Here is an 18916-nt window from a genome sequence, read left to right as displayed (position 1 = left end):
CGAACCTATATCACCGAGGGCAGCCAGGTCGCCAGCGCCGGGAACAGTGCCAGTGCCCCCAGCATGCCGAGCTGGATCAGGATAAAGGGGATCACGCCACGGTAGATCGCCGAGGTGGGCACCGACTCGGGCGTGACACCGCGCAGGTAGAAGAGCGCGAAGCCGAAGGGGGGCGTCAGGAACGAGGTCTGCAGGTTCACCGCGATCATGATCCCCAGCCAGATGGGGTCGAGCCCCATGGCCAGCAGCACCGGGCCAACGATGGGTACCACCACGAAGGTGATCTCGATGAAGTCGAGGATGAAGCCGAGCAGGAAGATCACCAGCATCACCACCAGGGTGGCGCCCACGACGCCGCCGGGCAGCGCCTCGAACAGCTCGATGACCAGTTCCTCGCCACCGAAGGCGCGGAACACCAGCGAGAAGAGGGCGGCACCGATCAGGATCAGGAACACCATGCTGGTGACCTGGGCGGTGGAGTGGACCACCTCGCGCAGCATGCGAAGATTCAGCCGGCGGTTGGCCAGCGCCAGCAGGAAGGCCCCGGCGGCACCTACCGCCGAGGCCTCGGTGGGCGTGGCGAAGCCGCCGAGGATCGAGCCCAGCACGGCGACGATCAGCAGCACCGGCGGCAGCAGTCCCTTGAGCAGCAGGGGCCAGAGGCTGCCGCTGTGCCCGAGCTCTTCCATCAGTGCCTGGCGGTCCACCGGCGGGGCCAGGCTGGGCCTCAGCCAGGCGGTCAGGGTCACGTAGAGGATATAGGCGACCACCAGCAGCACGCCCGGGACGAGCGCGCCGATGAAGAGGTCTCCTACCGAGAGGGTCTTGGGGCTCCACACGCCCATCGCCAGCTGGGCCTGCTGGTAGGCGTTGGAGAGCACGTCGCCGAGCAGTACCAGGGCGATGGAGGGCGGGATGATCTGGCCCAGGGTGCCGGTGGCGCAGATGGTGCCGGTGGCCAGCGAGGCGGAGTAGCCGCGCTTGAGCATGGTGGGCAGCGATAGCAGCCCCATGGTCACCACGGTGGCGCCGACGATGCCGGTGGAGGCGGCCAGCAGCATGCCGACCAGCACCACGGCGATGCCCAGCCCGCCGCGCAGGGCGCCGAAGGCCAGGGCCATGGCATCGAGCAGTGTCTCGGCGACCCGTGACTTCTCCAGCAGCACTCCCATCAGCACGAACAGCGGGACCGCCAGCAGTGTCTGGTTGGTCATGATGCCGAAGAGGCGGTTGGGCATGGCGCTGAGGTAGCCCGCCTCGAAGGGAACGGGAACCCCCAGATGGGTAAGCGCGAAGCCCAGACCGGCGAAGATCAGGGCGGTGCCCGCCAGCGACAGTGCCACCGGATAGCCCAGCATCAGCACGCCGCAGATGGTGGCGAAGAGCACCAGGGGCATCAGTTCGAGCAGCGTGGCCAGCATCACAGCTTCTCCTCGTGGGTCGACGATTCGGAGGAGAGGCGGCCCTTGAGGATCAGCGTCTGGCGGATCAGCTGGGCGATGCCCTGCAGCAGCAGCAGCGCAGCCATCACCAGGATCAGGCTCTTGAGCAGGAACACCGCGGGGATGCCCCCATCCGGAGAGCGCTCGAGGATCGCCCAGCTGCTGCCGACATAGCCGAGGCTGCCGAGCAGGATATACAGGGTCACCGGAAGCAGCAGGAAGAGGGTGCCGAACAGGTCGGTGGCGGCGCGACCCCGAGGCGAGCGCTTGCGATAGAAGATATCGACGCGCACATGGGCGTCATGGCGCAGGGTCCAGGCGGCCCCGAGCATGAACACCATGGCGTGCATGTACATCACCGACTCCTGCAGGGCGATGCTGTGGACGCCGAAGATGTAACGCATCACCACGATGGCGAACTGCACCGCCATCATTACCAGCACCAGCCAGGCGGTGGTGCGCCCGACCAGGTCGGTTACGGTGTCAAGCCCCCTGAGCAGGGCCGGTGAACGAGTATCGGACATGTCTCCTCCTGCAGGATTGTCAGGAGGCGCATCTTCGCCGATTCGCCGTCAAACGTCACCCATTGCCGCCCCCGTGGCCTGGTTGGCGCCGCCCTGCGGGTGGGTAACAAGCGCCTGCAGACAGGCCGGCGGCAGGCGAACGTCCACCGCAATCGGCAGGTGGTCCGAGAACAGATGATCGAGCACGCGGACCTCGTCGGCCTCCAGGGAGTTCGAGAGCAGAATATGATCCAGGGCTCGACGCGGCTGCCACGAGGGGTAGCTCAAGGGAGGGCGCACCGGGTGAAGCGGCAACGAGGCGGAGAAGCGCTGATGGCCGTGGAGCTGCTCGGGAGTACAGTTGAGATCGCCCATCACCACCACATGGCGGAGCGGCTGAATGATCTCGGAGAGATAGTCGAGCTGGCGGACACGGCCGCGATGGCTAAGGGCCAGGTGCGCGACAAACAGGTGCAGGGCGTCAGGGCCATGCCCGAAGCGGGCATGAATCGCGCCCCGCCCGGGTAGCGTGCCGGGGAGCTGGTGCTCCTCGACATGGGCCGGGGGAAGCCGCGACAGCAGGCCGTTGCTGTGCTGGGCGATGCGGCCCAGGTTGCGGTTGAGCTGCTGATAATGGTGGGGGAAGCCGCCATGGGTGGCCAGATACTCCACCTGGTTGACGTGGCTGGAGCGGAAGCTGCCGCCGTCGGCCTCCTGAAGGCCGACGATATCGAAGCGGCCCAGCACCTCGCTGACCATGGCCAGGCGGCGCAGCCGCCGGGGGTGAGGCAGCAGGTGCTGCCAGCTGCGGGTCAGGTAGTGGTGGTAGGCCGAGGTCTGGATACCGACCTGCAGGTTGAAAGTCAGCAGCTTGAGATGGCCGCCCGTCAGGGGCGGCATCCTTGCCTCGGCGAGGTGAGACATCTTACTCCTTACGCTCCTCGCGAATTTTCTCGACCAGAGTCGCGGCAATCTGCGGCATGTTGGCCAGGCTGCCGGCGCTGCTGGGGGTGACCAGGTAGCGGCCATCGACCATGAGCGCGGGTACCCCCATCAGGCGCATGGCGCGCATGCGGGCATTGGCCTGGTTGACCTGGCTCTTTACCGCGAAGGAGCTCAGTGCCTGCCGCGCCTCCTCCTCGCTGACGCCGTAGTCGCTGAAGAACTCGGCGATCTCATCCTCGCCGGTGAGCCGGCGACCCTGCTCATGGATGGCGTGGAAGAGGTCGGCGTGAAGTGCGTCCTCGATGCCCAGTGCCTCGGCGGCGTAGAACACCTGGGCGTGTCGGTTCCAGTCGCCACCCATGGTGGCCGGCAGGTGCACCACGCTGACGTCGTCGTCGAGGGTCTCGTACCAGGAGGTGACATGCTCCTGCAGGTTGTAGCAGTGCGGGCAGCCGAACCAGAAGGCCTCGGTGACCTCGATCTGGCCTTCGCCCACTTGGGTCTCCACGGGCTCGGGCAGCACCTCATAGTGCTCACCCTCCACCAGGTTCTGGGCGGTGGCCAGGCCCGGCAGGGCGAGGCCGGCGAGCACGAATATCAGGGGCTTCAACATGGGCATCTCTCTCCTTGGGATGAATCGCGTCCCGGCGAGTCCGGGTGTCGCTGCCTTTGAGCGCAGTGTCGGGCTCGGGTTCCCCGCTTACGCTGTGGCAAATATGACAGGGGCGGCCCGAAGGCCGCCCCGACTGAGCACTGTTACGCTGGCCGCGAGGAACTCAGTGCAGGCCCAGTACGTAGTTGGCCACGGCTTCCATGTCGGCATCGCTCATCTTGGCGGCGATATCGCGCATGATGGCGGCCGGATCATTGGTGCGGTTGCCGGCGGCGAAGTCCTGCAGGGTGGCCAGGGTGTACTCGGCATGCTGGCCGGAGAGCGCAGGGTAGACGGCGGTGCCGATGCCCTGGCCGGTCGGCGTGTGGCAGGCGGCACAGGCCGGGATGCCCTTGGCCATGTCGCCGGCGCGATAGAGCTCGCGACCGCGCTCGACCAGCAGCTCATCGGGATCCGCCTGGCCCAGGGCCGCGTTCTTGTCGGCATAGAACTTGGCTACGTCCCAGGCCTCCTGGTCGGAGAAGCTGTCCACCTGGCCGGCCATCTCCGGTACCACGCGGGTGCCGTCACGGATATCCATGATCTGCTTGGCCAGATAGGAGGCCTGTTGGCCCGACAGGTTGGGGAAGGTGCCTACCGCGCTGATGCCCTCCTGGCCGTGACACGCCGCGCAGGTCGCGGCCTTGTCACGGCCCGCTGCCGCATCGGCATCGGCTTCGAGGTCTGCGTGGGCGGCGCCGACGGCGCCCATGGTGATTGCCAGGCTTGCCAGTAACTTTCTCATCGCTAATCCACTTTGCCGTTACGTTGTTGACCGGTACGTACCCTGGGTGTCGCCCGGGTCGCGCCGCCGGCCAGCCTCTGGGTTCTCGAGCGGGCCAATCGCGGACGTCATGGGCGCGGTGGTACACTAGCGTGCCCCGGGTCGCAGACAAAAGACACTGCATTATACCGAATCACCCTGCCGGCGGGAATGCAAGCCGCCAGCCCCTTGATCAATGTCAGGAATTCTTGCCCATGGCGCGACTCGACTCTCGTCTCAACTATCAGACCGCCCGCTTCCTCATCAGCGCTCCGACCCTGGCCAAGTGCCCGACGGACGGCGGTGCCGAAGTGGCCTTCGCCGGTCGCTCGAATGCCGGAAAATCAAGCGCGATCAACACCTTGACCCGACAGAATGCGCTGGCACGGATTTCCAAGACGCCCGGCCGCACCCAGCTGATCAACTTCTTCTCGCTGGGTGACAACCTCGACCGGCGCCTGGTGGACCTGCCCGGCTATGGCTATGCCAAGGTGCCCGAGGCGGTCAAGCTGGAGTGGCAGCGCCACCTCTCCGACTACCTGCAGCGCCGTGCCTCGCTCAAGGGCCTGGTGCTGGTGATGGATGTGCGCCACCCGCTCTCCGAGTTCGACCAGACCATGCTCGGCTGGGCCGATGCCCAGGAGATGCCGGTGCATATCCTGCTGACCAAGGCCGACAAGCTCAAGCGCGGCCCCGCGGCGAGCGCCCTGCAGCAAGTGCGTTCGCGGTTGCGCGAGTGGGAGGATCTGGTGACCATCCAGCTCTTCTCGTCGCTCAAGGGGCAGGGCATCGAGGAGCTCGAGGCGCGCCTGGACGCCTGGCTGCTAGGGCCCACAGAAGAGTAACGTTCGTTCGGAGCGTTGCTCCTCACCCCTGGTCCTCGGACCGCCCCTTTGGCTTATTCTCGGCGCCCCTTGGTCTTCTCCATCCACTGAACCAGCTCCGACAGCTCGCGCACATGACTCAGGCGGTGGATGCCAGTGGGGATCGGGCGGTCGTCGGGGCCGATCCACGCCGCCCGCATGCCCAGGCGGCGGGCGGGCAGGGCGTCCTCCTCCCAGGAGTCGCCCACGTGCAGTGCGCGCTCGGGGTGGGCGCCCAGGCGTGACAGCGCCAGCAGGAAGGGGCGCGGGTCGGGCTTGGGGGCGAGCAGTTCGCCGGCGGTGACGGCCACCGGGAAGTGACGTCCCAGCGGCAGGCGCGCGACCTCGACGTTGCCGTTGGTGATGCTGGCCAGCCGATAGCGCCTGCCCAATGCCTCGAGCAGCGCTTCCACCTCCGGGTGGGGCTCGACCTCATGGCGCAGCGCCATGAAGCGCTCCATGGCCCGCGCCGCCCACCGCTCGGCGTGTTCATGCGCCAGCCCGTACTCCCCCAGCAGCTCGGCCAGCGCCCGCCGGCGTAGCCAGGTGAAGTCGCCGCGCCGCGGGGGGTGGGCGGCGGCCAGTGCCAGGCGCCGTGCCACGAAGGCCTCCAGCGGGAAGCGCGCGGCGAAGCGGCCGGCGGGGGCCACGGCTCCTTGTTCGGCCAGCGCCGCGTCGAGCCAAGCGTAGTGGCCGTGCTCGGTGCGGCGCATCACGCCGCCGTTGTCCCACAGGGTGTCGTCCAGGTCGAAGGTGATCGCCTCGAGGTTCATGTCGGGGTCTCGTCGTTGCGTCGGCGCCGTGCCCGCGGGTGGGCGGCGTCGTAGCTGGTCGCCAGGTGCTGCCAATCGAGGTGGGTGTAGACCTGGGTGGTGGAGAGGTTGGCGTGGCCCAGCAGCTCCTGCACGGCGCGCAGGTCCTGGCTCGACTCCAGCAGGTGGCTGGCGAAGGAGTGGCGTAGCCGGTGTGGGTGGAGGTGCTCGTCGAGTCCGCGGCGCCGGGCGATCAGCGCCAGGCGCTGCTGGATGGCGCGATGGCCCAGCCGCGCGCCGCGGTTGCCTACGAACAGCGCGGACTCGCCGGGGGCGGCCATGACCGCGCGCACGCCGATCCAGGCCTGCAGCGCCTGGTGGGCCCGCGATCCCACCGGCACCTGGCGCGGCTTGCCGCCCTTGCCCAGCACCCGCACCCGTGCGTCGCGCAGGTCGTCGAGGTCCAGCCCCGCCAGCTCGGCGAGGCGCAGGCCACTGGAGTAGAAGAGTTCGAGCATCGCCTGGTCGCGCACCGCCAGGGGCGAACCGTCGTGGGGCGTGTCGAGGAAGCTGGCCAGGCGGTCCACGTCCACCGGCCGCGGCAGGTGACGCGGCTGGCGCGGGCTGCGCACCAGTGCCACCGGATTGTGGTCGAGGTGGCCCCCGGCGAGCAGGTGGTCGGCCAGCCGCGAGCAGGCCGAGCGGCGGCGGGCCAGGCTGCGCGGTGCCAGGCCGCGGGCTCGCTCGCCGCCCAGGAAACGGCGCACCAGGCTGGCATCCCACTGGCGCCAGGTCGTCACCGCCTGCTCGTCCAGGAAGGCGAGCAGGCGGCTCAGGTCGCGCCGATAGGCGTCCAGGGTGGCGGGGCTGGCGGTGCGCGAGAGCCTCGCCAGGAAGGTCTCCACCTCGCCGGCGAGCGGCCCGGGGCTAGGCATGGCCGGGGCCGAGGCAGACCAGCAGTCGCGCCACCACGTCGCCCACATACTCGGTGAACAGGGTGTCCATGCTGGCCCGGAAGTGCTCCTGGTCGGGGCTGGCCAGCACCAGGTAACCCAGCGGCTCGCCCAGGCTCAGTCGGGTGATGGCGCAGGAGCCCGAGCGACGCGGCGCGGAGGCATGGGGCAGCAGGCGCTTCCAGTCGGTGGGTGTCAGGCGGGTGCAGCGACTGGTGCGGCCGTCGAGCAGCGCCGCCAGGCGTGACCCGGCGTGCTCGTCGAGCACCTGGCGGGGCGCCTGGGGCGGGTGTGGCTCGCTATCGGAGAGGCTGGGCGGACACCACAGCGCCACCGCCGGCGTGGCGAAGCGCTCGCCGAGCTGGGTGGCCAGTGCCTGGCCCAGGGCGTCGCGGTCCTGGGCCTCCACCAGCGCCAGCACCAGCTCGCGGGTACGCCGGTACTGGGCCTCGTTGTGGCGGGCCGACTCCAGCAACTGCTCCAGGCGCCACTCGGCCTGTTCGGCGCGGGTGCGCAGGTCGTGGACCAGGCGCTCGAGCAGCGAGGTGGCGCCACGCGCCTCGGGGTGGGGCACCTTGAGCTGTTGCAGCAGCCCCTCACGGCCGACGAAGAAGTCGGGATGGGTGGCCAGCCATTCGGCGACCCGGTCGGGGTCGAGAGTCTTGCGCGGTTCAGGTGCGGCTCGTGGCATGCCATCTCCTCGCGGGGGCGCGGAATCGGATGTGCGCTTCAGTGGGTGTGTCAGTTGAGTGCGTCAGTTGGGTGTGTCAATAGAGTACCAGGCGGCCGTCGAAGACGCGTTCGGCGGGGCCGGTCATGGTCAGGGGGGTGCCGGGACCGGCCCACTCTATGCTCAGCTCGCCCCCCGGAAGATGTACTCGGACCGGGCTCTCCAGCAGTCCCTGGCGGATGCCGCTGGCCACGGCGGCGCAGGCGCCGGTACCGCAGGCCAGGGTCTCGCCGCTACCCCGCTCGTACACCCTCAGGCGGATCTCGTGCGCCGAGACGACCTGCATGAAGCCGGCGTTGACCCGCCTGGGGAAGCGCGGATGGGCCTCGAGGGCCGGGCCCAGGCGCTCGACCGGGGCGCTGTCGACGTCATCGACCCGCAGCACCGCATGGGGATTGCCCATGGAGACCACCCCCACCTCGAGGTGCTCGCCGTCCACCTCCAGGGCGTGCAGCACGCGGTCCTCGGTGGCGTCGAAAAGCTCAGTCGTGAAGGGCAGTGCCTCGGGGGCGAAGCGCGGTTCGCCCATGTCGACGCGGATGCGGCCGTCGTCCTCCACGTTCAGCACCAGGGCGCCGCCGGCGGTCTCGACGTGAATCTCGCGCTTGTGGGTCAGGCGCTGGTCGCGCACGAAGCGGGCGAAGCAGCGCGCGCCATTGCCGCAGTTCTCCACCTCGCTGCCGTCGGCGTTGTAGATGCGGTAGCGGAAATCCATGTCCGGGTCCCGGGGCGGCTCGACCACCAGCAACTGGTCGAAGCCGACGCCGAAGCGGCGGTCGGCCAGGCGGCGCACCTGGGCGTCGGTGAAGTGGGCGCGCTGGGTCACCAGGTCGACCACCATGAAGTCGTTGCCGAGGCCATGCATCTTGGTGAAATGCAGCAGCATCAGCGCGAGCCCTCCGGCAGCGGCTCTTCCGGCAGCAGTGCCTCGCCTGCCCACAGCTCCTCGCGGCGTTCGCGGCGACGCACCAGGTGGGCCTCCTCGCCGTCCACCATCACCTCGGCGGGGCGGGGCCGGCTGTTGTAGTTGGAGGCCATCACGAAGCCATAGGCCCCGGCGGAGCGCACCGCCAGCAGGTCGCCGGGGGCGATGGCCAGTTCGCGCTCCTTGCCCAGGAAGTCACCGGTCTCGCATACCGGGCCCACCACGTCGTAGAGGGCGCTCTGCCGCGGGTGACGGGTATCCACCGGTAGGATCGCCTGCCACGCCTGGTAGAGCGCGGGGCGGATCAGGTCGTTCATGGCGGCGTCGACGATGGCGAAGTTCCGGGTCTCGCCGGGCTTGAGGAACTCCACCCGGGTCAGCAGCACCCCGGCGTTGGCGGCGATGGAGCGGCCCGGCTCGAAGAGCAGGGTCAGCCGCTCGCTGCCTGGCCAGCTCGAGAGTCGCTCGAGCAGGGCGGTGGCGTAGTCGAAGGGTGCCGGCGGCTGCTCGTCGCGGTAGGGCACGCCGAGGCCGCCGCCCAGGTCCAGGTGCTCCACCTCGATGCCGCGCTCGCGCAGGGTCTCGAGCAGCACCAGCAGGCGGTCGAGGGCGTCCAGGAAGGGGGCAAGCTCGGTGAGCTGAGAGCCGATATGGCAGTCGAGTCCGGCCACGCGCACGTTGGGGAGCTGGGTGGCCAGCTCGTAGACGGCCAGTGCCTCGCTCACCGGGATGCCGAACTTATTGTCCTTGAGCCCGGTGGAAATATAGGGGTGGGTGCCGGCATCCACGTCCGGATTGACCCGCAGCGACACCGGGGCGACCTTGCCGAGCCGGCCGGCCACCTCATTCAGGCGCTCGAGCTCGGGCCGCGACTCCACGTTGAAGCACTTGATGCCCACTTCCAGCGCCCGGGCCATCTCCGCCTCCTGCTTGGCCACGCCAGAGAAGACCACCTTGGCCGGGTCGCCACCGGCGACCAGCACCCGCTCCAGCTCACCCACCGAGACGATGTCGAAGCCGGCGCCCAGCCGGGCGAGGAGTCCCAGCACGGCGAGGTTGGAGTTGGCCTTCACCGCATAGCAGATCAGGTGCGGGTGGCTGCCCAGCGCCTCGGTGTAGGCGCGGAAGTGGCGCGCCAGGGTGGCCTTGGAGTAGACGTAGCAGGGCGTGCCGAACTGCTCGGCGATGCGGGTCAGCGGGACCTCCTCGCCATAGAGCACGCCGTCGTGGTAATTGAAGTGGTCCATGGCTACTCCTCGCTCTCCCGGGGTTCGACAGCGTCGCGCTCGGTGCTGTCCTGCTCGCTCTGCTCTTCACCCTGCTGGGCATCGCGGGGGCCGTACTGCTCGGCGGCCTGCTCGTCGTCGGGCAGGTAGAGCGGCCCCTTCTGGCCACAGCCGGCCAGCCCCTGGGCCAGGCCGAGGGCAAGTACAAGGGCCAGGGGGACGGGAACGAGACGCTCCATCAGGCGCCTCCCGCCAGGGCGGCGAGGGCCTCGCGGGCTCGCTGGGCGGCGGCGCGTACCTGGTCGGGAGCGGTGCCCCCGATGTGGTTGCGGGCGGCCACCGAGCCCTCCAGGGTCAGCACCTCGAAGACATCCTGCTCGATGGTGTCCGAGAACTGCCTGAGCTCGTCGAGCGTCATCTCGGAGAGATCCTTGCCTTCGCGGATGCCGAAGGCGACCGACTCGCCGACGATCTCGTGGGCGTCGCGGAAGGCCACGCCCTTGCGTACCAGGTAGTCGGCCAGGTCGGTGGCGGTGGAGAAGCCGCGGCGGGCCGCCTCGGCCATGCTGGCCTTCTTCGGCTCGATGGCGGGGATCATGTCGGCGAAGGCCTTGAGGCAGTCCTTGACCGTGTCCACGGCGTCGAACAGCGGCTCCTTGTCCTCCTGGTTGTCCTTGTTGTAGGCCAGCGGCTGGGACTTCATCAACGTCAGCAGGCCCATCAGGTGGCCGTAGACGCGGCCGGACTTGCCGCGCACCAACTCCGGCACGTCGGGGTTCTTCTTCTGCGGCATGATCGAGGAGCCGGTGCAGAAGCGGTCGGGCAGGTCGATGAAGTCGAACTGGGCGCTGGTCCACAGCACCAGCTCCTCGCTCATGCGCGACATGTGCATCAGCAGCAGGCTGGCGAAGGCGGCGAACTCGATGGCGAAGTCGCGATCGCTGACCGCGTCGAGGCTGTTCTCGGCGGGGCGCTCGAAGCCCAGCAGCTCGGCGGTGACGTGGCGGTCGATGGGGTAGGTGGTGCCGGCCAGCGCGGCGGCGCCCAGCGGCATGATATTGACCCGCTTGCGGCAGTCGAGAAGCCGCTCGTGGTCGCGGGTCAGCATCTCCTGCCAGGCCAGCAGGTGGTGGCCGAAGGTGACCGGCTGGGCAGTCTGCAGGTGGGTGAAGCCCGGCATGATGGTGTCGGCTTCACGGTCGGCCAGCTCGATCAGCCCCGCGCGCAGGCGGGCGAGCTCCAGCGCCACCTGGTCGATCTCGTCACGCAGGAACAGGCGGATATCGGTGGCCACCTGGTCGTTGCGCGAGCGGCCGGTGTGCAGCTTCTTGCCGGTGATGCCGATCTTCGCGGTCAGGCGGGCCTCGATGTTCATGTGCACGTCCTCGAGCTCCACCGACCATGGGAACTCGCCGCGCTCGATCTCGCCGCGTACCTTGTCGAGGCCCGCGATGATGGCGTCGCGCTCTTCGTCGCTGAGCACCCCGACCTGGGCCAGCATGGTGGCATGGGCAATGGAGCCCCGGATGTCGTGGAAGGCCAGGCGGCGGTCGAAGGCCTCCGAGGCGGTGAAGCGGGCGACGAAGGCGTCGGTGGGCTCGCTGAAGCGGCCCCCCCAGGACTGGTTGGTGCCGGGGTTGGAAGAGTTCGAGGTCATCGGCTTGGGATCCTGCATGACGGGTTGCGGTTGGCCGGGGACTGATGCCCCCGCGGCCGCCGGGCTCGCGGCGGCAGGCGCGATATGGCAGGAGTGTACCAGAGTCGCCGGGGCAGGCGAGGGGGGCGCCTTTCACCATCATCCTGTCGGTAGCTGCGATAGCCCTGTATTCGCCGAGGGCAGCGGGCCGCACGGGGCGTGGATTTTTCCTCCTTGGCCGTGTGCTTTATGATGGGGGCAACCGTGCGTCCATGCATGCCAACTTCGCCGGGAGCCGATGCTGGCTCGCCGCCAGCAAGGGTACCGGTACAGGGAGAACTTCGTGCAAGCCATCACCAAGCTGCGTATCGCCACGCGCAAGAGTCAACTGGCCATGTGGCAGGCCGAACATGTCCGCGATCGTCTGCTGGCCCTCCATCCCGGCCTCGAGGTGGAGCTGGTGGCCATGTCCACCCGCGGTGACAAGATCCTCGACACGCCGCTGGCCAAGGTGGGCGGCAAGGGGCTCTTCGTGAAGGAGCTCGAGGAGGCCATGCTCGACGGTCGCGCCGATATCGCCGTGCACTCCATGAAGGATGTGCCCATGCACTTCCCCGAGGGGCTGGGCCTCTCGGTGATCCTGGCCGGCGCCGAGGCCACCGATGCCTTCGTCTCCAACCACTACGCCAGCTTCGATGAGCTGCCCGAGGGGGCCCGGGTGGGCACCTCCAGCCTGCGCCGTGGCCTGCAGGTCAGGGAGGCACGCCCGGACCTGGAGATCCTCAGCCTGCGCGGCAATGTCCAGACGCGCCTGGGCAAGCTCGACGACGGCGAGTTCGATGCCATCATCCTGGCCACCTCGGGCCTCAAGCGCCTGGGGCTGGATGCGCGCATCGCCCAGGAGCTGTCTCCCGAGGTGTGCCTGCCGGCCTGTGGCCAGGGAGCGCTGGGCATCGAGTGCCGCCTCCACGACCCCGAGCTGATCAACCTGCTGGCGCCGCTGGATGACCCCGATACCGCCACCCGGGTGCGTGCCGAGCGTGCCATGAATACCCGTCTGGAGGGCGGCTGCCAGGTGCCCATCGGTGGCCACGCGGTATTCGAGAACGATGGCCAGACCCTGTGGTTGCGCGCCCTGGTGGGTACCCCGGACGGTAGCCGGGTGCTGCGTGCCGAAGGCCGCGGCTCGATCCACGAGCCCGAGGCGCTGGGTATCCGTGTCGCCGAGGAACTGCTGGAGATGGGCGCCGGGGAGATCCTCGCCGAGGTCTACGGCGCCGGCTGATGGCAAGTCTCATGCCGGTGATCATCACTCGTCCCGGCGAGCGCGGCGACGTGCTCGCCCAGGCCATCGAGGCGCGCGGCTACCCGCTGGCGCGCCTCGAGGTGATGCGCGTCGAGGCGCTGTCCGAGACCCACGAGCAGCGCGCCGCCTGGCTCGACTTCGACCACTTCCGGCGAGTGGTGGTGGTGAGCCCCTTCGCCGCCGAGTGCCTGGCCGAGGCGCTGGAGCGCTTCTGGCCCCAGCTGCCACTGGGCATCGACTACTATGCCGTGGGTGCGGCCACCGCCGCCGTTCTGCATGAGCGGCTCGGAGTGAGGGTTCATGTGCCGCCGGCGACCGCCGGCGAGGACACCAGCGAGGCCCTGCTGACCCTGGGCTCCCTGCGCACGCTTGGCGACGAGAAGATCCTGCTGGTGGCCGGCGAAGGCGGGCGCACCCTGCTGGCCGAGACGCTCGTCGAACGTGGGGCGCGGGTGACCCGCCTGGCCCTCTACCGGCGTATCTTCCAGCCCCCCGAGCCGGCCATGGTCGAATGCCTCGCGGCGGGCGACTTCCGTGCGCTGGTGGTCAGTAGCGGAGAAATCCTCGAATATCTGGCAAGATGGTGTTCAGGCGCCGCCTTGAACCAACCGCTAATCGTTTCCAGCGCCCGGTTGGCTACACTGGCCGGCAAGCTGGGGTTTCGTGACACCGTGGTGGCGCGTGGCGCCACCCCGACGGCGCTGGCGGCGGCCGTGGCCGATGCCTGTGACCCGCAGGAAGCCGATGTCGATCAAGACGATCTCGAAAAGGGCTAGCGACAAGATGAGCAAGCAACCACACGAGCAGGAAGAGCAGAAGGCGTCTGATGGCGCGCAGTCGGCGACCTCGGGCGACGAGGCGAGCAGGGGCGGCGCCTCCGGCAGGCGTCGTTCACGCCGGTATGACAAGCCCGGCCAGAGTGGTGGTGCCGCCAAGAGCGAGGCCGCCAAGCCGACCGTGAGCCAGGCGTCCGCCGAGCCCTCGGCCTCCTCCGGTCAGGCCTCGGGCAGCAAGCCACCGGCCGACAAGGCGGGCAAGGCCGCGCCGGCCCCGGCCGCCAAGCCCGCGTCTGGCGGTGGTGGTGCCAAGTCCGCCGCGCCCGCCGGTGGCGGCAGCGGTGATGGCAAGGGGGGCAAGGCCGGCGTGGTGGCGATCGTGCTGGTCCTCCTGCTGGCCATCGCCGCCGGCCTGTTCGGTTGGCAGGCGTGGCAGAAGCTGGAGGCCCAGCAGGCGCGCATCGCCGAGCTGGAAGCGCAGACCCGCCAGGCCGCCACCGCCAGCGACCTGAGCCAGTTGCAGTCACGCTTCGAGGAGGCCGAGGGCGAGCGTCAGGCGGCCCTCGAGGCGGCCGTCACCTCCCTCGAGGGTGAGTTCACCGACTATCGCGGGGAGGTCGACGAGACCCTCGATCGGGTACTGGCCGAGCTTTCCAGCGAGCAGGAGACCGACGAGCGCGACTGGCTGCACGCCGAGGCCGCCTACCTGCTGCGCCTGGCCAACCAGCGCCTGCAGCTGGAGCGCGACGTAGAGGGTGCCGCGGCGCTGCTGCGTACCGCCGATACGCGCCTGAAGGAGGCCGATAACCCGGCGCTGGTGCCGGTGCGCCGCGAGATCGCCAGCGAGCTCGGCGCCCTGGAGTCGGTGCCCGAGGTCGACCGCACCGGCCTTTGGCTGGCGCTCAACGCCCAGCAGGAGCAGATCGCCGGGCGTCCGCTCTCCCAGGATATCGACGAGATCACCGCCAGCTCCGGCATGCAGGAGGCGCCCAGTGGCTCCTGGCAGCAGCAGCTGTCGAGCTTCGGGCAGGAGCTCAAGGACCTGGTCACCGTGCGTAAGCACGACGAGGCCCTGGAAGCATTGATCTCGCCGGAGCAGGAGTCCTACCTGCGGCAGAGTGTGCGCCTGGTGATCGAGCAGGCCCAGTTGGCCCTGCTCAAGGAGGAGGCGGCGCTCTTCGAGGCCAGCCTCGACAAGGCCATCACCCTGATCGAGGGCTACTACGACACCGACGACAGCGGCGTGCAGTCGGTGCTCGCGCGCCTGGGCGAGCTGAAAGGCGAGGCGGTGCGCCCCGAACTGCCCGATATCAGCGGCTCCCAGCAGGCCCTGGCCACCTTCATCGAGCGGCGCTTCGAGTCGCGCCAGGGAGATGAGGCATGAGGAAGCTGATACTGATCATCGTCCTGGGCCTGGCCATCGGTGCGCTGTTCGGACAGCTGATGATGTCGGTGCCCGGCTACTGGCTGGTGCGGGTCGGAGACACCTCCTTCCAGACCTCCTTCTGGTTCGGCCTGGTACTGCTGCTGGCGGCCTTCCTGGTGCTGCACTTCGCGCTGCGCCTGCTGATGCGGCTGTCGCGCCCGGTGTCGCGCTTCAAGGTGTGGAACAGCCGCTCGCGCAACCGTTCCGCCATGAAGCGCACCGTGCGCGGCCTGGTGGCCCTTGCCGAGGGACGCTGGAAGAAGGCCGAGAAGGCGCTGGTCAAGGCCGCGGACGACTCCAGCACCCCGCTGGTCAACTACCTCTCCGCGGCGCTGGCGGCCCATTACCAAGGACGCTTCGAGCAGGCGGATACCCTGCTCAAGCGGGCCCACCTCAGTACCGAGGGTGCCGACACCGCGGTGGGCCTGATGCAGGCCCAACTGATGCTCGACCGCCAGCAGTACGAGGAGGCGCTGGCCATCCTCACCCGTCTCGACCGTCAGCTGCCCAACCATCCTCAGGTGCTCAAGCAGCTCAAGCAGGCCTACCTCAGCGTCAGTGACTGGGATGGCCTGCGCCGCCTGATGCCGCGCCTGGGTGCCCAGCAGCTGATCTCCCGCGAGGAGCGTGACCAGCTCGAACGGCGCGCCTATCGCGAGCTGATCGTGCGCGAGGCCCGCGAGGGCAGCGACATCGAGACGGTGCGCAGCCTGTGGGCCGACATGCCCGACCCGCTGCGTGGCGACGTCGAGCTGATCGTGCTCTACACCGAGGCGCTGGTGCGCGGTGGCCAGGAGCCGATCGCCGAACGACTGCTGCGCCACTCCCTCAAGGAGCACTGGGACAGCCGCCTGGTGCTCCGCTATGGCCTGCTCGGCGTGGATGCCTCGCGCCAGCTGGTCACCGCCGAGAAGTGGCTGCAGGAGCGTCCCAACGATCCCGACCTGCTGCTCACCCTGGGCCGCCTGGCACTGCGCAACGCCTACTGGGGCAAGGCCCAGGAGTACTTCGAGGCGAGCCAGCGCCAGCGCCCCAGCGGCGTGGTCTGCGCCGAGCTGGCGCGGCTCTTCGCCAATCTGGGTGAGCACCAGAAGAGCCAGCTCTACTACCGCCAGAGCGTCGAGCTGCTCGACAAGTCGCTGCCCTCCCTGCCCCAGCCCAGCGAGGACAAGGACGTGCTCGGCGAGGGCAAGGAGGAGAAGAAGAAGGCGTCCTGACGGGGCGGCCCGACCCTTCCCACCCCTCCACCACACCGCTTCAGGGGGCGCCTCGGCGCCCCCTTCGCCTTTCCGACGCACGAAGACGGTGGAGCAAGAAAGAAAAGGGTAGCGTGAATGCAGCCTTGTGGGAGGCCGGCTCTCCCGGGCGAATGGCGCCGCCAGGCGCCCAGGCGGTGTTGCCAATCGTTAAAGACATTACCGGGAGGCCCTTGGCCTCCATTCGCCCGGGGAACCCGGCCTCCCACCACTGCTGCCTGTCCGCCCGTGAAGTGCCGGCCGCTCATGGATCCTGTCGAACTGGCTCACGCCAGTCTGTGATGTATCGAAAAACAGCGGGGCCGCCCGAAGGCGGCCCCGCTGTGGTTCGGCGGCGCGGCGGTCCGCGCCGGGATCAGTTCTCCTCCACATCATCCCCGCTGGGCTTCTCGTGCTCGGGGTTGGCGATCGACTGGCCGTCGCCATCTGCCTGGCGAGAGCGCGACTTGCCCGGGATGTAGCGGTCGTCCGTGACCTGATCACCCGACTTGGGCTGCCCGGCAGGGCTGCCATCGATGGTGAAGTCCTGCTGCATGACCCGCAGGTTGGCCGGCGGTGCCGAGCCGGTCCTGTCCTGGCCGAAGTAGAGGGTGGTATGGGGGAAGGGGATCTCGATGCCGGCCTCGTCGAAGCGCAGCTTGACCAGGCGGTTGTAGGCGCGGCCCACCGCCCACTGGTCGCCGGGGGTGGTCTTGATCACCACCCGGATATTGACCGAGCTGTCGGCCAGGGCCACCACGCCGGCCACGTTGAGCGGCTCGAGCAGCTTGTGGCCGTGTTCCTCGCTGGCGCGCAGGTCCTCGAAGGCGAGTTGGAGCTGCGCGATGGCGTCGTCGATGCTCTCGCGGTAGGCGATGCCGTATTCGCCCACGTGGTTGCCGAACTCGCGCATGTAGTTGGAGACGGTGTCCACGCTGGAGAAGGGCACCAGATGGTAGGTGCCGGAGAGATCGCGGATGCCCACCGAACGGATGTTGAGCTTCTCGGCGGTGCCGGTGATGCCGCCCACCGTGACCACGTCGCCGGTGTTCATGGCGTTCTCCACCTGGATGAAGATACCAGTGATGATGTCCTGGACCAGCTTCTGGGCGCCGAAGCCGATGGCCAGGCCCAGCACCCCGGCACCGGCGATCAGCGGCCCGATGTTGATGCCGATCTCGCCCAGCACGATCATCGCCGTCATGGTCACCAGGGCGATGGCCAGGGCGTTGCGGAACAGCGAGAGCAGGGTCTGGGCGCGGGCCGAGGGCACGCCGCCACCGGTCTCGGGGTTGAGCTTGTGCTCGATCAGGCTGGCCAGCGCCAGCCATACCATCACCGCGATGGCCAGGATCACCGCCACGCTGACCACCTTGCCGACCAGGCCGCGGCCCGCCTCGGAGGCGTACCAGGCCGCCAGGTCGAAGGCGCCCCAGGCGTTGAACACCACCATCACCACCAGCACCACGATGACCGTGCGGATCACCCGCAGGGCATTGGGTACATAGCTGTTGAGGCGCGGCTCGAGCAGCGGCAGCTTGCGCCGCAGGTCATCGGAGAGGCGGATGCGCCGGCCGATGGTCTGGGTCAGGAAGCTGGAGAGCAGCAGCCCCACCACCACCGCGGCGATGGTCTTGAGGGTGGCGAAGAGCACGAAGGGCAGGGCGTCCACCGGCCGTGTCAGGGTCACCGTCAGCACCATGACGAAGTAGGCCAGGGCGAAGAGGTGCCAGATGCGGGCGAACAGCTGCAGGGTGACGCGGCTTGCCGCCATGCTGGCCTGGCTCGCCTTGTGGTTGATGGCGTCGCGCAGACGCTTGCGGTTCCTGAGCACCACCACCACGGCGTAGAGGAAGGCGCCGACCATGATCAGGGTGCCCAGCCCCTGCCCCACCGCAGGGGCCACGTAGGCGTTGACCAGCGGCACCACCACCATCAGGCCGTAGCCCACCAGGCCGATCAGCCGGGCGATCCAGCGGTTCCAGTAGGAGGCCTCGTCGGAGCCGATCGGCAGCAGGCGCAGCCCCTCGTAGCGCGAGGCGAACAGCATGCGCACGCCCGCCTTGAGCAGCTCGATCACCAGGAAAGCGTTGAGGAACAGCGAGGCCCGGGTGGAGAGCTCGCCGGTCTCGCCGATGGCGAAGGTGGCGATCAGGTTGCCGCCCAGGTAGGCGAAGGCCACCACCAGCACGTCCACCGCCGCGGCCAGGGCCACGCAGATCACCAGGCGCAGGATGGGGGTCAGTCCGCTACCGTTGAGGGACCACTGGCTGATGCCGGTGAACAGGGGGCGGGCCAGGCGCCGGAAGACGACGAACAGCACGAAGGTCGCCAGGATTACCAGGCCCAGGTTAACAACGGCACTGGTGAAGGCCGTCATGTCGAAGGTGCTCTCCAGGTCGCTTGCGAACATGCCGCCGATGGCCGAGGCGATGGCATCGAACTGGCTGCCGACATCGCCGGCGACGCGGCTGGTCAGCTCGGCCAGCTGGCGTGGCAGGGAGGGGGCGGCGGCGGCGTTCTCGGCGGGGGCCGATTCGGCCAGGTCGCCGGCCATGCCGCGCAGCTGGTCGATCAGCTCCTGTCGGGTCTGCTCGTTCTCGAGCAGGTCGGCCAGGGTGGAGTAGGCCGGCGTCTCGCTGCCGCCGCCCTCCTGCTGTGCCTGTACGGGACCCGCCAGCACCAGCAGTGCCAGCAGTAGCCAGCCGAGCAGCTGGGGTAGGGCTCGCTTGGGGTTCACGCGGTGACCTCCGTCTCTTGGCGTGTGGGCGATGAGTATCAGG

17 protein-coding genes and 1 pseudogene are annotated in these 18916 nt (G+C 68.9%); 5 read left to right on the top strand and 13 right to left on the bottom strand.

What is annotated here, in order from left to right; all coding sequences use genetic code 11:
* Positions 1 to 5 precede the first annotated feature (5 nt).
* The 5 genes from NFH66_RS17090 to NFH66_RS17070 all read right to left on the bottom strand — a co-directional run bounded on the left by NFH66_RS17090 (position 6) and on the right by NFH66_RS17070 (position 4287).
* Positions 6 to 1421, bottom strand: a complete 1416-nt coding sequence (locus tag NFH66_RS17090) for a TRAP transporter large permease (RefSeq protein WP_349611474.1) — start codon at positions 1419 to 1421, stop codon at positions 6 to 8.
* Positions 1421 to 1966, bottom strand: a complete 546-nt coding sequence (locus NFH66_RS17085; protein ID WP_349611472.1) for a TRAP transporter small permease subunit — start codon at positions 1964 to 1966, stop codon at positions 1421 to 1423. The genes NFH66_RS17090 and NFH66_RS17085 overlap by 1 nt, the downstream gene beginning before the upstream one ends.
* A gap of 48 nt (positions 1967 to 2014) precedes the next feature.
* Positions 2015 to 2869 carry an endonuclease/exonuclease/phosphatase family protein gene (locus NFH66_RS17080; protein WP_349611470.1) on the bottom strand — a complete coding sequence of 285 codons (855 nt, stop codon included), beginning with the start codon at positions 2867 to 2869 and terminating at the stop codon, positions 2015 to 2017.
* Position 2870: 1 nt separating this feature from the next.
* Positions 2871 to 3503, bottom strand: a complete 633-nt coding sequence (locus tag NFH66_RS17075; RefSeq protein WP_349611469.1) for a thiol:disulfide interchange protein DsbA/DsbL — start codon at positions 3501 to 3503, stop codon at positions 2871 to 2873.
* Positions 3504 to 3666: 163 nt separating this feature from the next.
* Positions 3667 to 4287, bottom strand: a complete 621-nt coding sequence (locus tag NFH66_RS17070; RefSeq protein ID WP_349611467.1) for a c-type cytochrome — start codon at positions 4285 to 4287, stop codon at positions 3667 to 3669.
* Positions 4288 to 4520: 233 nt separating this feature from the next.
* Between NFH66_RS17070 and yihA the strand changes: the two genes are divergently transcribed.
* Positions 4521 to 5150, top strand: coding sequence for a ribosome biogenesis GTP-binding protein YihA/YsxC (yihA, locus tag NFH66_RS17065; protein ID WP_349611466.1), 630 nt, complete (start codon positions 4521 to 4523; stop codon positions 5148 to 5150).
* Positions 5151 to 5203: 53 nt separating this feature from the next.
* On the opposite strand, the gene NFH66_RS17060 is transcribed toward yihA, so the two are convergent.
* The 7 genes and pseudogenes from NFH66_RS17060 to argH all read right to left on the bottom strand — a co-directional run bounded on the left by NFH66_RS17060 (position 5204) and on the right by argH (position 11411).
* Complete coding sequence (locus tag NFH66_RS17060) at positions 5204 to 5941, bottom strand: HAD family hydrolase (RefSeq protein WP_349611465.1); 738 nt, start codon at positions 5939 to 5941, stop codon at positions 5204 to 5206.
* Positions 5938 to 6855 (bottom strand): tyrosine recombinase XerC, encoded by a 918-nt coding sequence (locus tag NFH66_RS17055; RefSeq protein ID WP_349611464.1) that lies wholly within the window; start codon positions 6853 to 6855, stop codon positions 5938 to 5940. Before NFH66_RS17055 ends, NFH66_RS17060 begins: the two co-directional genes overlap by 4 nt.
* Positions 6848 to 7564 carry a DUF484 family protein gene (locus tag NFH66_RS17050; RefSeq protein ID WP_349611463.1) on the bottom strand — a complete coding sequence of 239 codons (717 nt, stop codon included), beginning with the start codon at positions 7562 to 7564 and terminating at the stop codon, positions 6848 to 6850. Before NFH66_RS17050 ends, NFH66_RS17055 begins: the two co-directional genes overlap by 8 nt.
* 76 nt (positions 7565 to 7640) lie before the next feature.
* Complete coding sequence (gene dapF, locus NFH66_RS17045; protein WP_349611462.1) at positions 7641 to 8489, bottom strand: diaminopimelate epimerase; 849 nt, start codon at positions 8487 to 8489, stop codon at positions 7641 to 7643.
* Positions 8489 to 9775 carry a diaminopimelate decarboxylase gene (gene lysA, locus NFH66_RS17040; protein WP_349611461.1) on the bottom strand — a complete coding sequence of 429 codons (1287 nt, stop codon included), beginning with the start codon at positions 9773 to 9775 and terminating at the stop codon, positions 8489 to 8491. The genes dapF and lysA overlap by 1 nt, the downstream gene beginning before the upstream one ends.
* Positions 9776 to 9870: 95 nt before the next feature.
* Positions 9871 to 9993: pseudogene (gene lptM / locus NFH66_RS17765) on the bottom strand (LPS translocon maturation chaperone LptM); the annotation flags it as partial.
* Entirely contained in the window at positions 9993 to 11411 is a 1419-nt protein-coding gene (gene argH / locus NFH66_RS17030) for an argininosuccinate lyase (RefSeq protein WP_349611458.1), read from the bottom strand. The gene argH and the pseudogene lptM, both read right to left, overlap by 1 nt.
* Before the next feature lie 322 nt (positions 11412 to 11733).
* Here argH and hemC point away from each other — a divergent pair, with 322 nt between their 5' ends.
* The 4 genes from hemC to NFH66_RS17010 are packed head-to-tail and all read left to right on the top strand — an operon-like array spanning position 11734 to position 16115.
* The gene (gene hemC, locus NFH66_RS17025) at positions 11734 to 12675 is read left to right on the top strand and encodes a hydroxymethylbilane synthase (RefSeq protein WP_349611457.1); all 942 of its coding nucleotides are present in this window, start codon (positions 11734 to 11736) and stop codon (positions 12673 to 12675) included.
* Positions 12675 to 13472: a uroporphyrinogen-III synthase gene (locus NFH66_RS17020; protein ID WP_349611455.1), complete on the top strand. Its 798-nt coding sequence runs from the start codon at positions 12675 to 12677 to the stop codon at positions 13470 to 13472. Before hemC ends, NFH66_RS17020 begins: the two co-directional genes overlap by 1 nt.
* Before the next feature lie 7 nt (positions 13473 to 13479).
* Positions 13480 to 14856 carry a uroporphyrinogen-III C-methyltransferase gene (locus tag NFH66_RS17015; protein ID WP_349611454.1) on the top strand — a complete coding sequence of 459 codons (1377 nt, stop codon included), beginning with the start codon at positions 13480 to 13482 and terminating at the stop codon, positions 14854 to 14856.
* Positions 14853 to 16115 (top strand): heme biosynthesis HemY N-terminal domain-containing protein, encoded by a 1263-nt coding sequence (locus tag NFH66_RS17010; RefSeq protein WP_349611452.1) that lies wholly within the window; start codon positions 14853 to 14855, stop codon positions 16113 to 16115. Before NFH66_RS17015 ends, NFH66_RS17010 begins: the two co-directional genes overlap by 4 nt.
* 394 nt (positions 16116 to 16509) lie before the next feature.
* Here the strand turns inward: NFH66_RS17010 and ybiO are convergent, their stop codons facing one another.
* Entirely contained in the window at positions 16510 to 18873 is a 2364-nt protein-coding gene (ybiO, locus tag NFH66_RS17005; RefSeq protein WP_349611450.1) for a mechanosensitive channel protein, read from the bottom strand.
* Between the last annotated feature and the right edge of the window lie 43 nt (positions 18874 to 18916).

Origin of the sequence: Halomonas sp. H10-9-1 (genome assembly GCF_040147005.1) — a bacterium.
Taxonomy (GTDB): Bacteria; Pseudomonadota; Gammaproteobacteria; order Pseudomonadales; family Halomonadaceae; genus Halomonas.
This window is presented reverse-complemented; position numbering and strand designations above follow the sequence as displayed.

Bases quoted from the DNA above. Each gene is read 5' to 3' on its own strand.
- NFH66_RS17090 (WP_349611474.1), bottom strand. From the start codon at position 1,421: ATGCTGGCCACGCTGCTCGAACTGATGCCCCTGGTGCTCTTCGCCACC.
- NFH66_RS17085 (WP_349611472.1), bottom strand. From the start codon at position 1,966: ATGTCCGATACTCGTTCACCGGCCCTGCTCAGGGGGCTTGACACCGTA.
- NFH66_RS17080 (WP_349611470.1), bottom strand. From the start codon at position 2,869: ATGTCTCACCTCGCCGAGGCAAGGATGCCGCCCCTGACGGGCGGCCAT.
- NFH66_RS17075 (WP_349611469.1), bottom strand. From the start codon at position 3,503: ATGTTGAAGCCCCTGATATTCGTGCTCGCCGGCCTCGCCCTGCCGGGC.
- NFH66_RS17070 (WP_349611467.1), bottom strand. From the start codon at position 4,287: ATGAGAAAGTTACTGGCAAGCCTGGCAATCACCATGGGCGCCGTCGGC.
- yihA (WP_349611466.1), top strand. From the start codon at position 4,521: ATGGCGCGACTCGACTCTCGTCTCAACTATCAGACCGCCCGCTTCCTC.
- NFH66_RS17060 (WP_349611465.1), bottom strand. From the start codon at position 5,941: ATGAACCTCGAGGCGATCACCTTCGACCTGGACGACACCCTGTGGGAC.
- NFH66_RS17055 (WP_349611464.1), bottom strand. From the start codon at position 6,855: ATGCCTAGCCCCGGGCCGCTCGCCGGCGAGGTGGAGACCTTCCTGGCG.
- NFH66_RS17050 (WP_349611463.1), bottom strand. From the start codon at position 7,564: ATGCCACGAGCCGCACCTGAACCGCGCAAGACTCTCGACCCCGACCGG.
- dapF (WP_349611462.1), bottom strand. From the start codon at position 8,489: ATGCTGCTGCATTTCACCAAGATGCATGGCCTCGGCAACGACTTCATG.
- lysA (WP_349611461.1), bottom strand. From the start codon at position 9,775: ATGGACCACTTCAATTACCACGACGGCGTGCTCTATGGCGAGGAGGTC.
- argH (WP_349611458.1), bottom strand. From the start codon at position 11,411: ATGACCTCGAACTCTTCCAACCCCGGCACCAACCAGTCCTGGGGGGGC.
- NFH66_RS17020 (WP_349611455.1), top strand. From the start codon at position 12,675: ATGGCAAGTCTCATGCCGGTGATCATCACTCGTCCCGGCGAGCGCGGC.
- NFH66_RS17015 (WP_349611454.1), top strand. From the start codon at position 13,480: ATGAGCAAGCAACCACACGAGCAGGAAGAGCAGAAGGCGTCTGATGGC.
- NFH66_RS17010 (WP_349611452.1), top strand. From the start codon at position 14,853: ATGAGGAAGCTGATACTGATCATCGTCCTGGGCCTGGCCATCGGTGCG.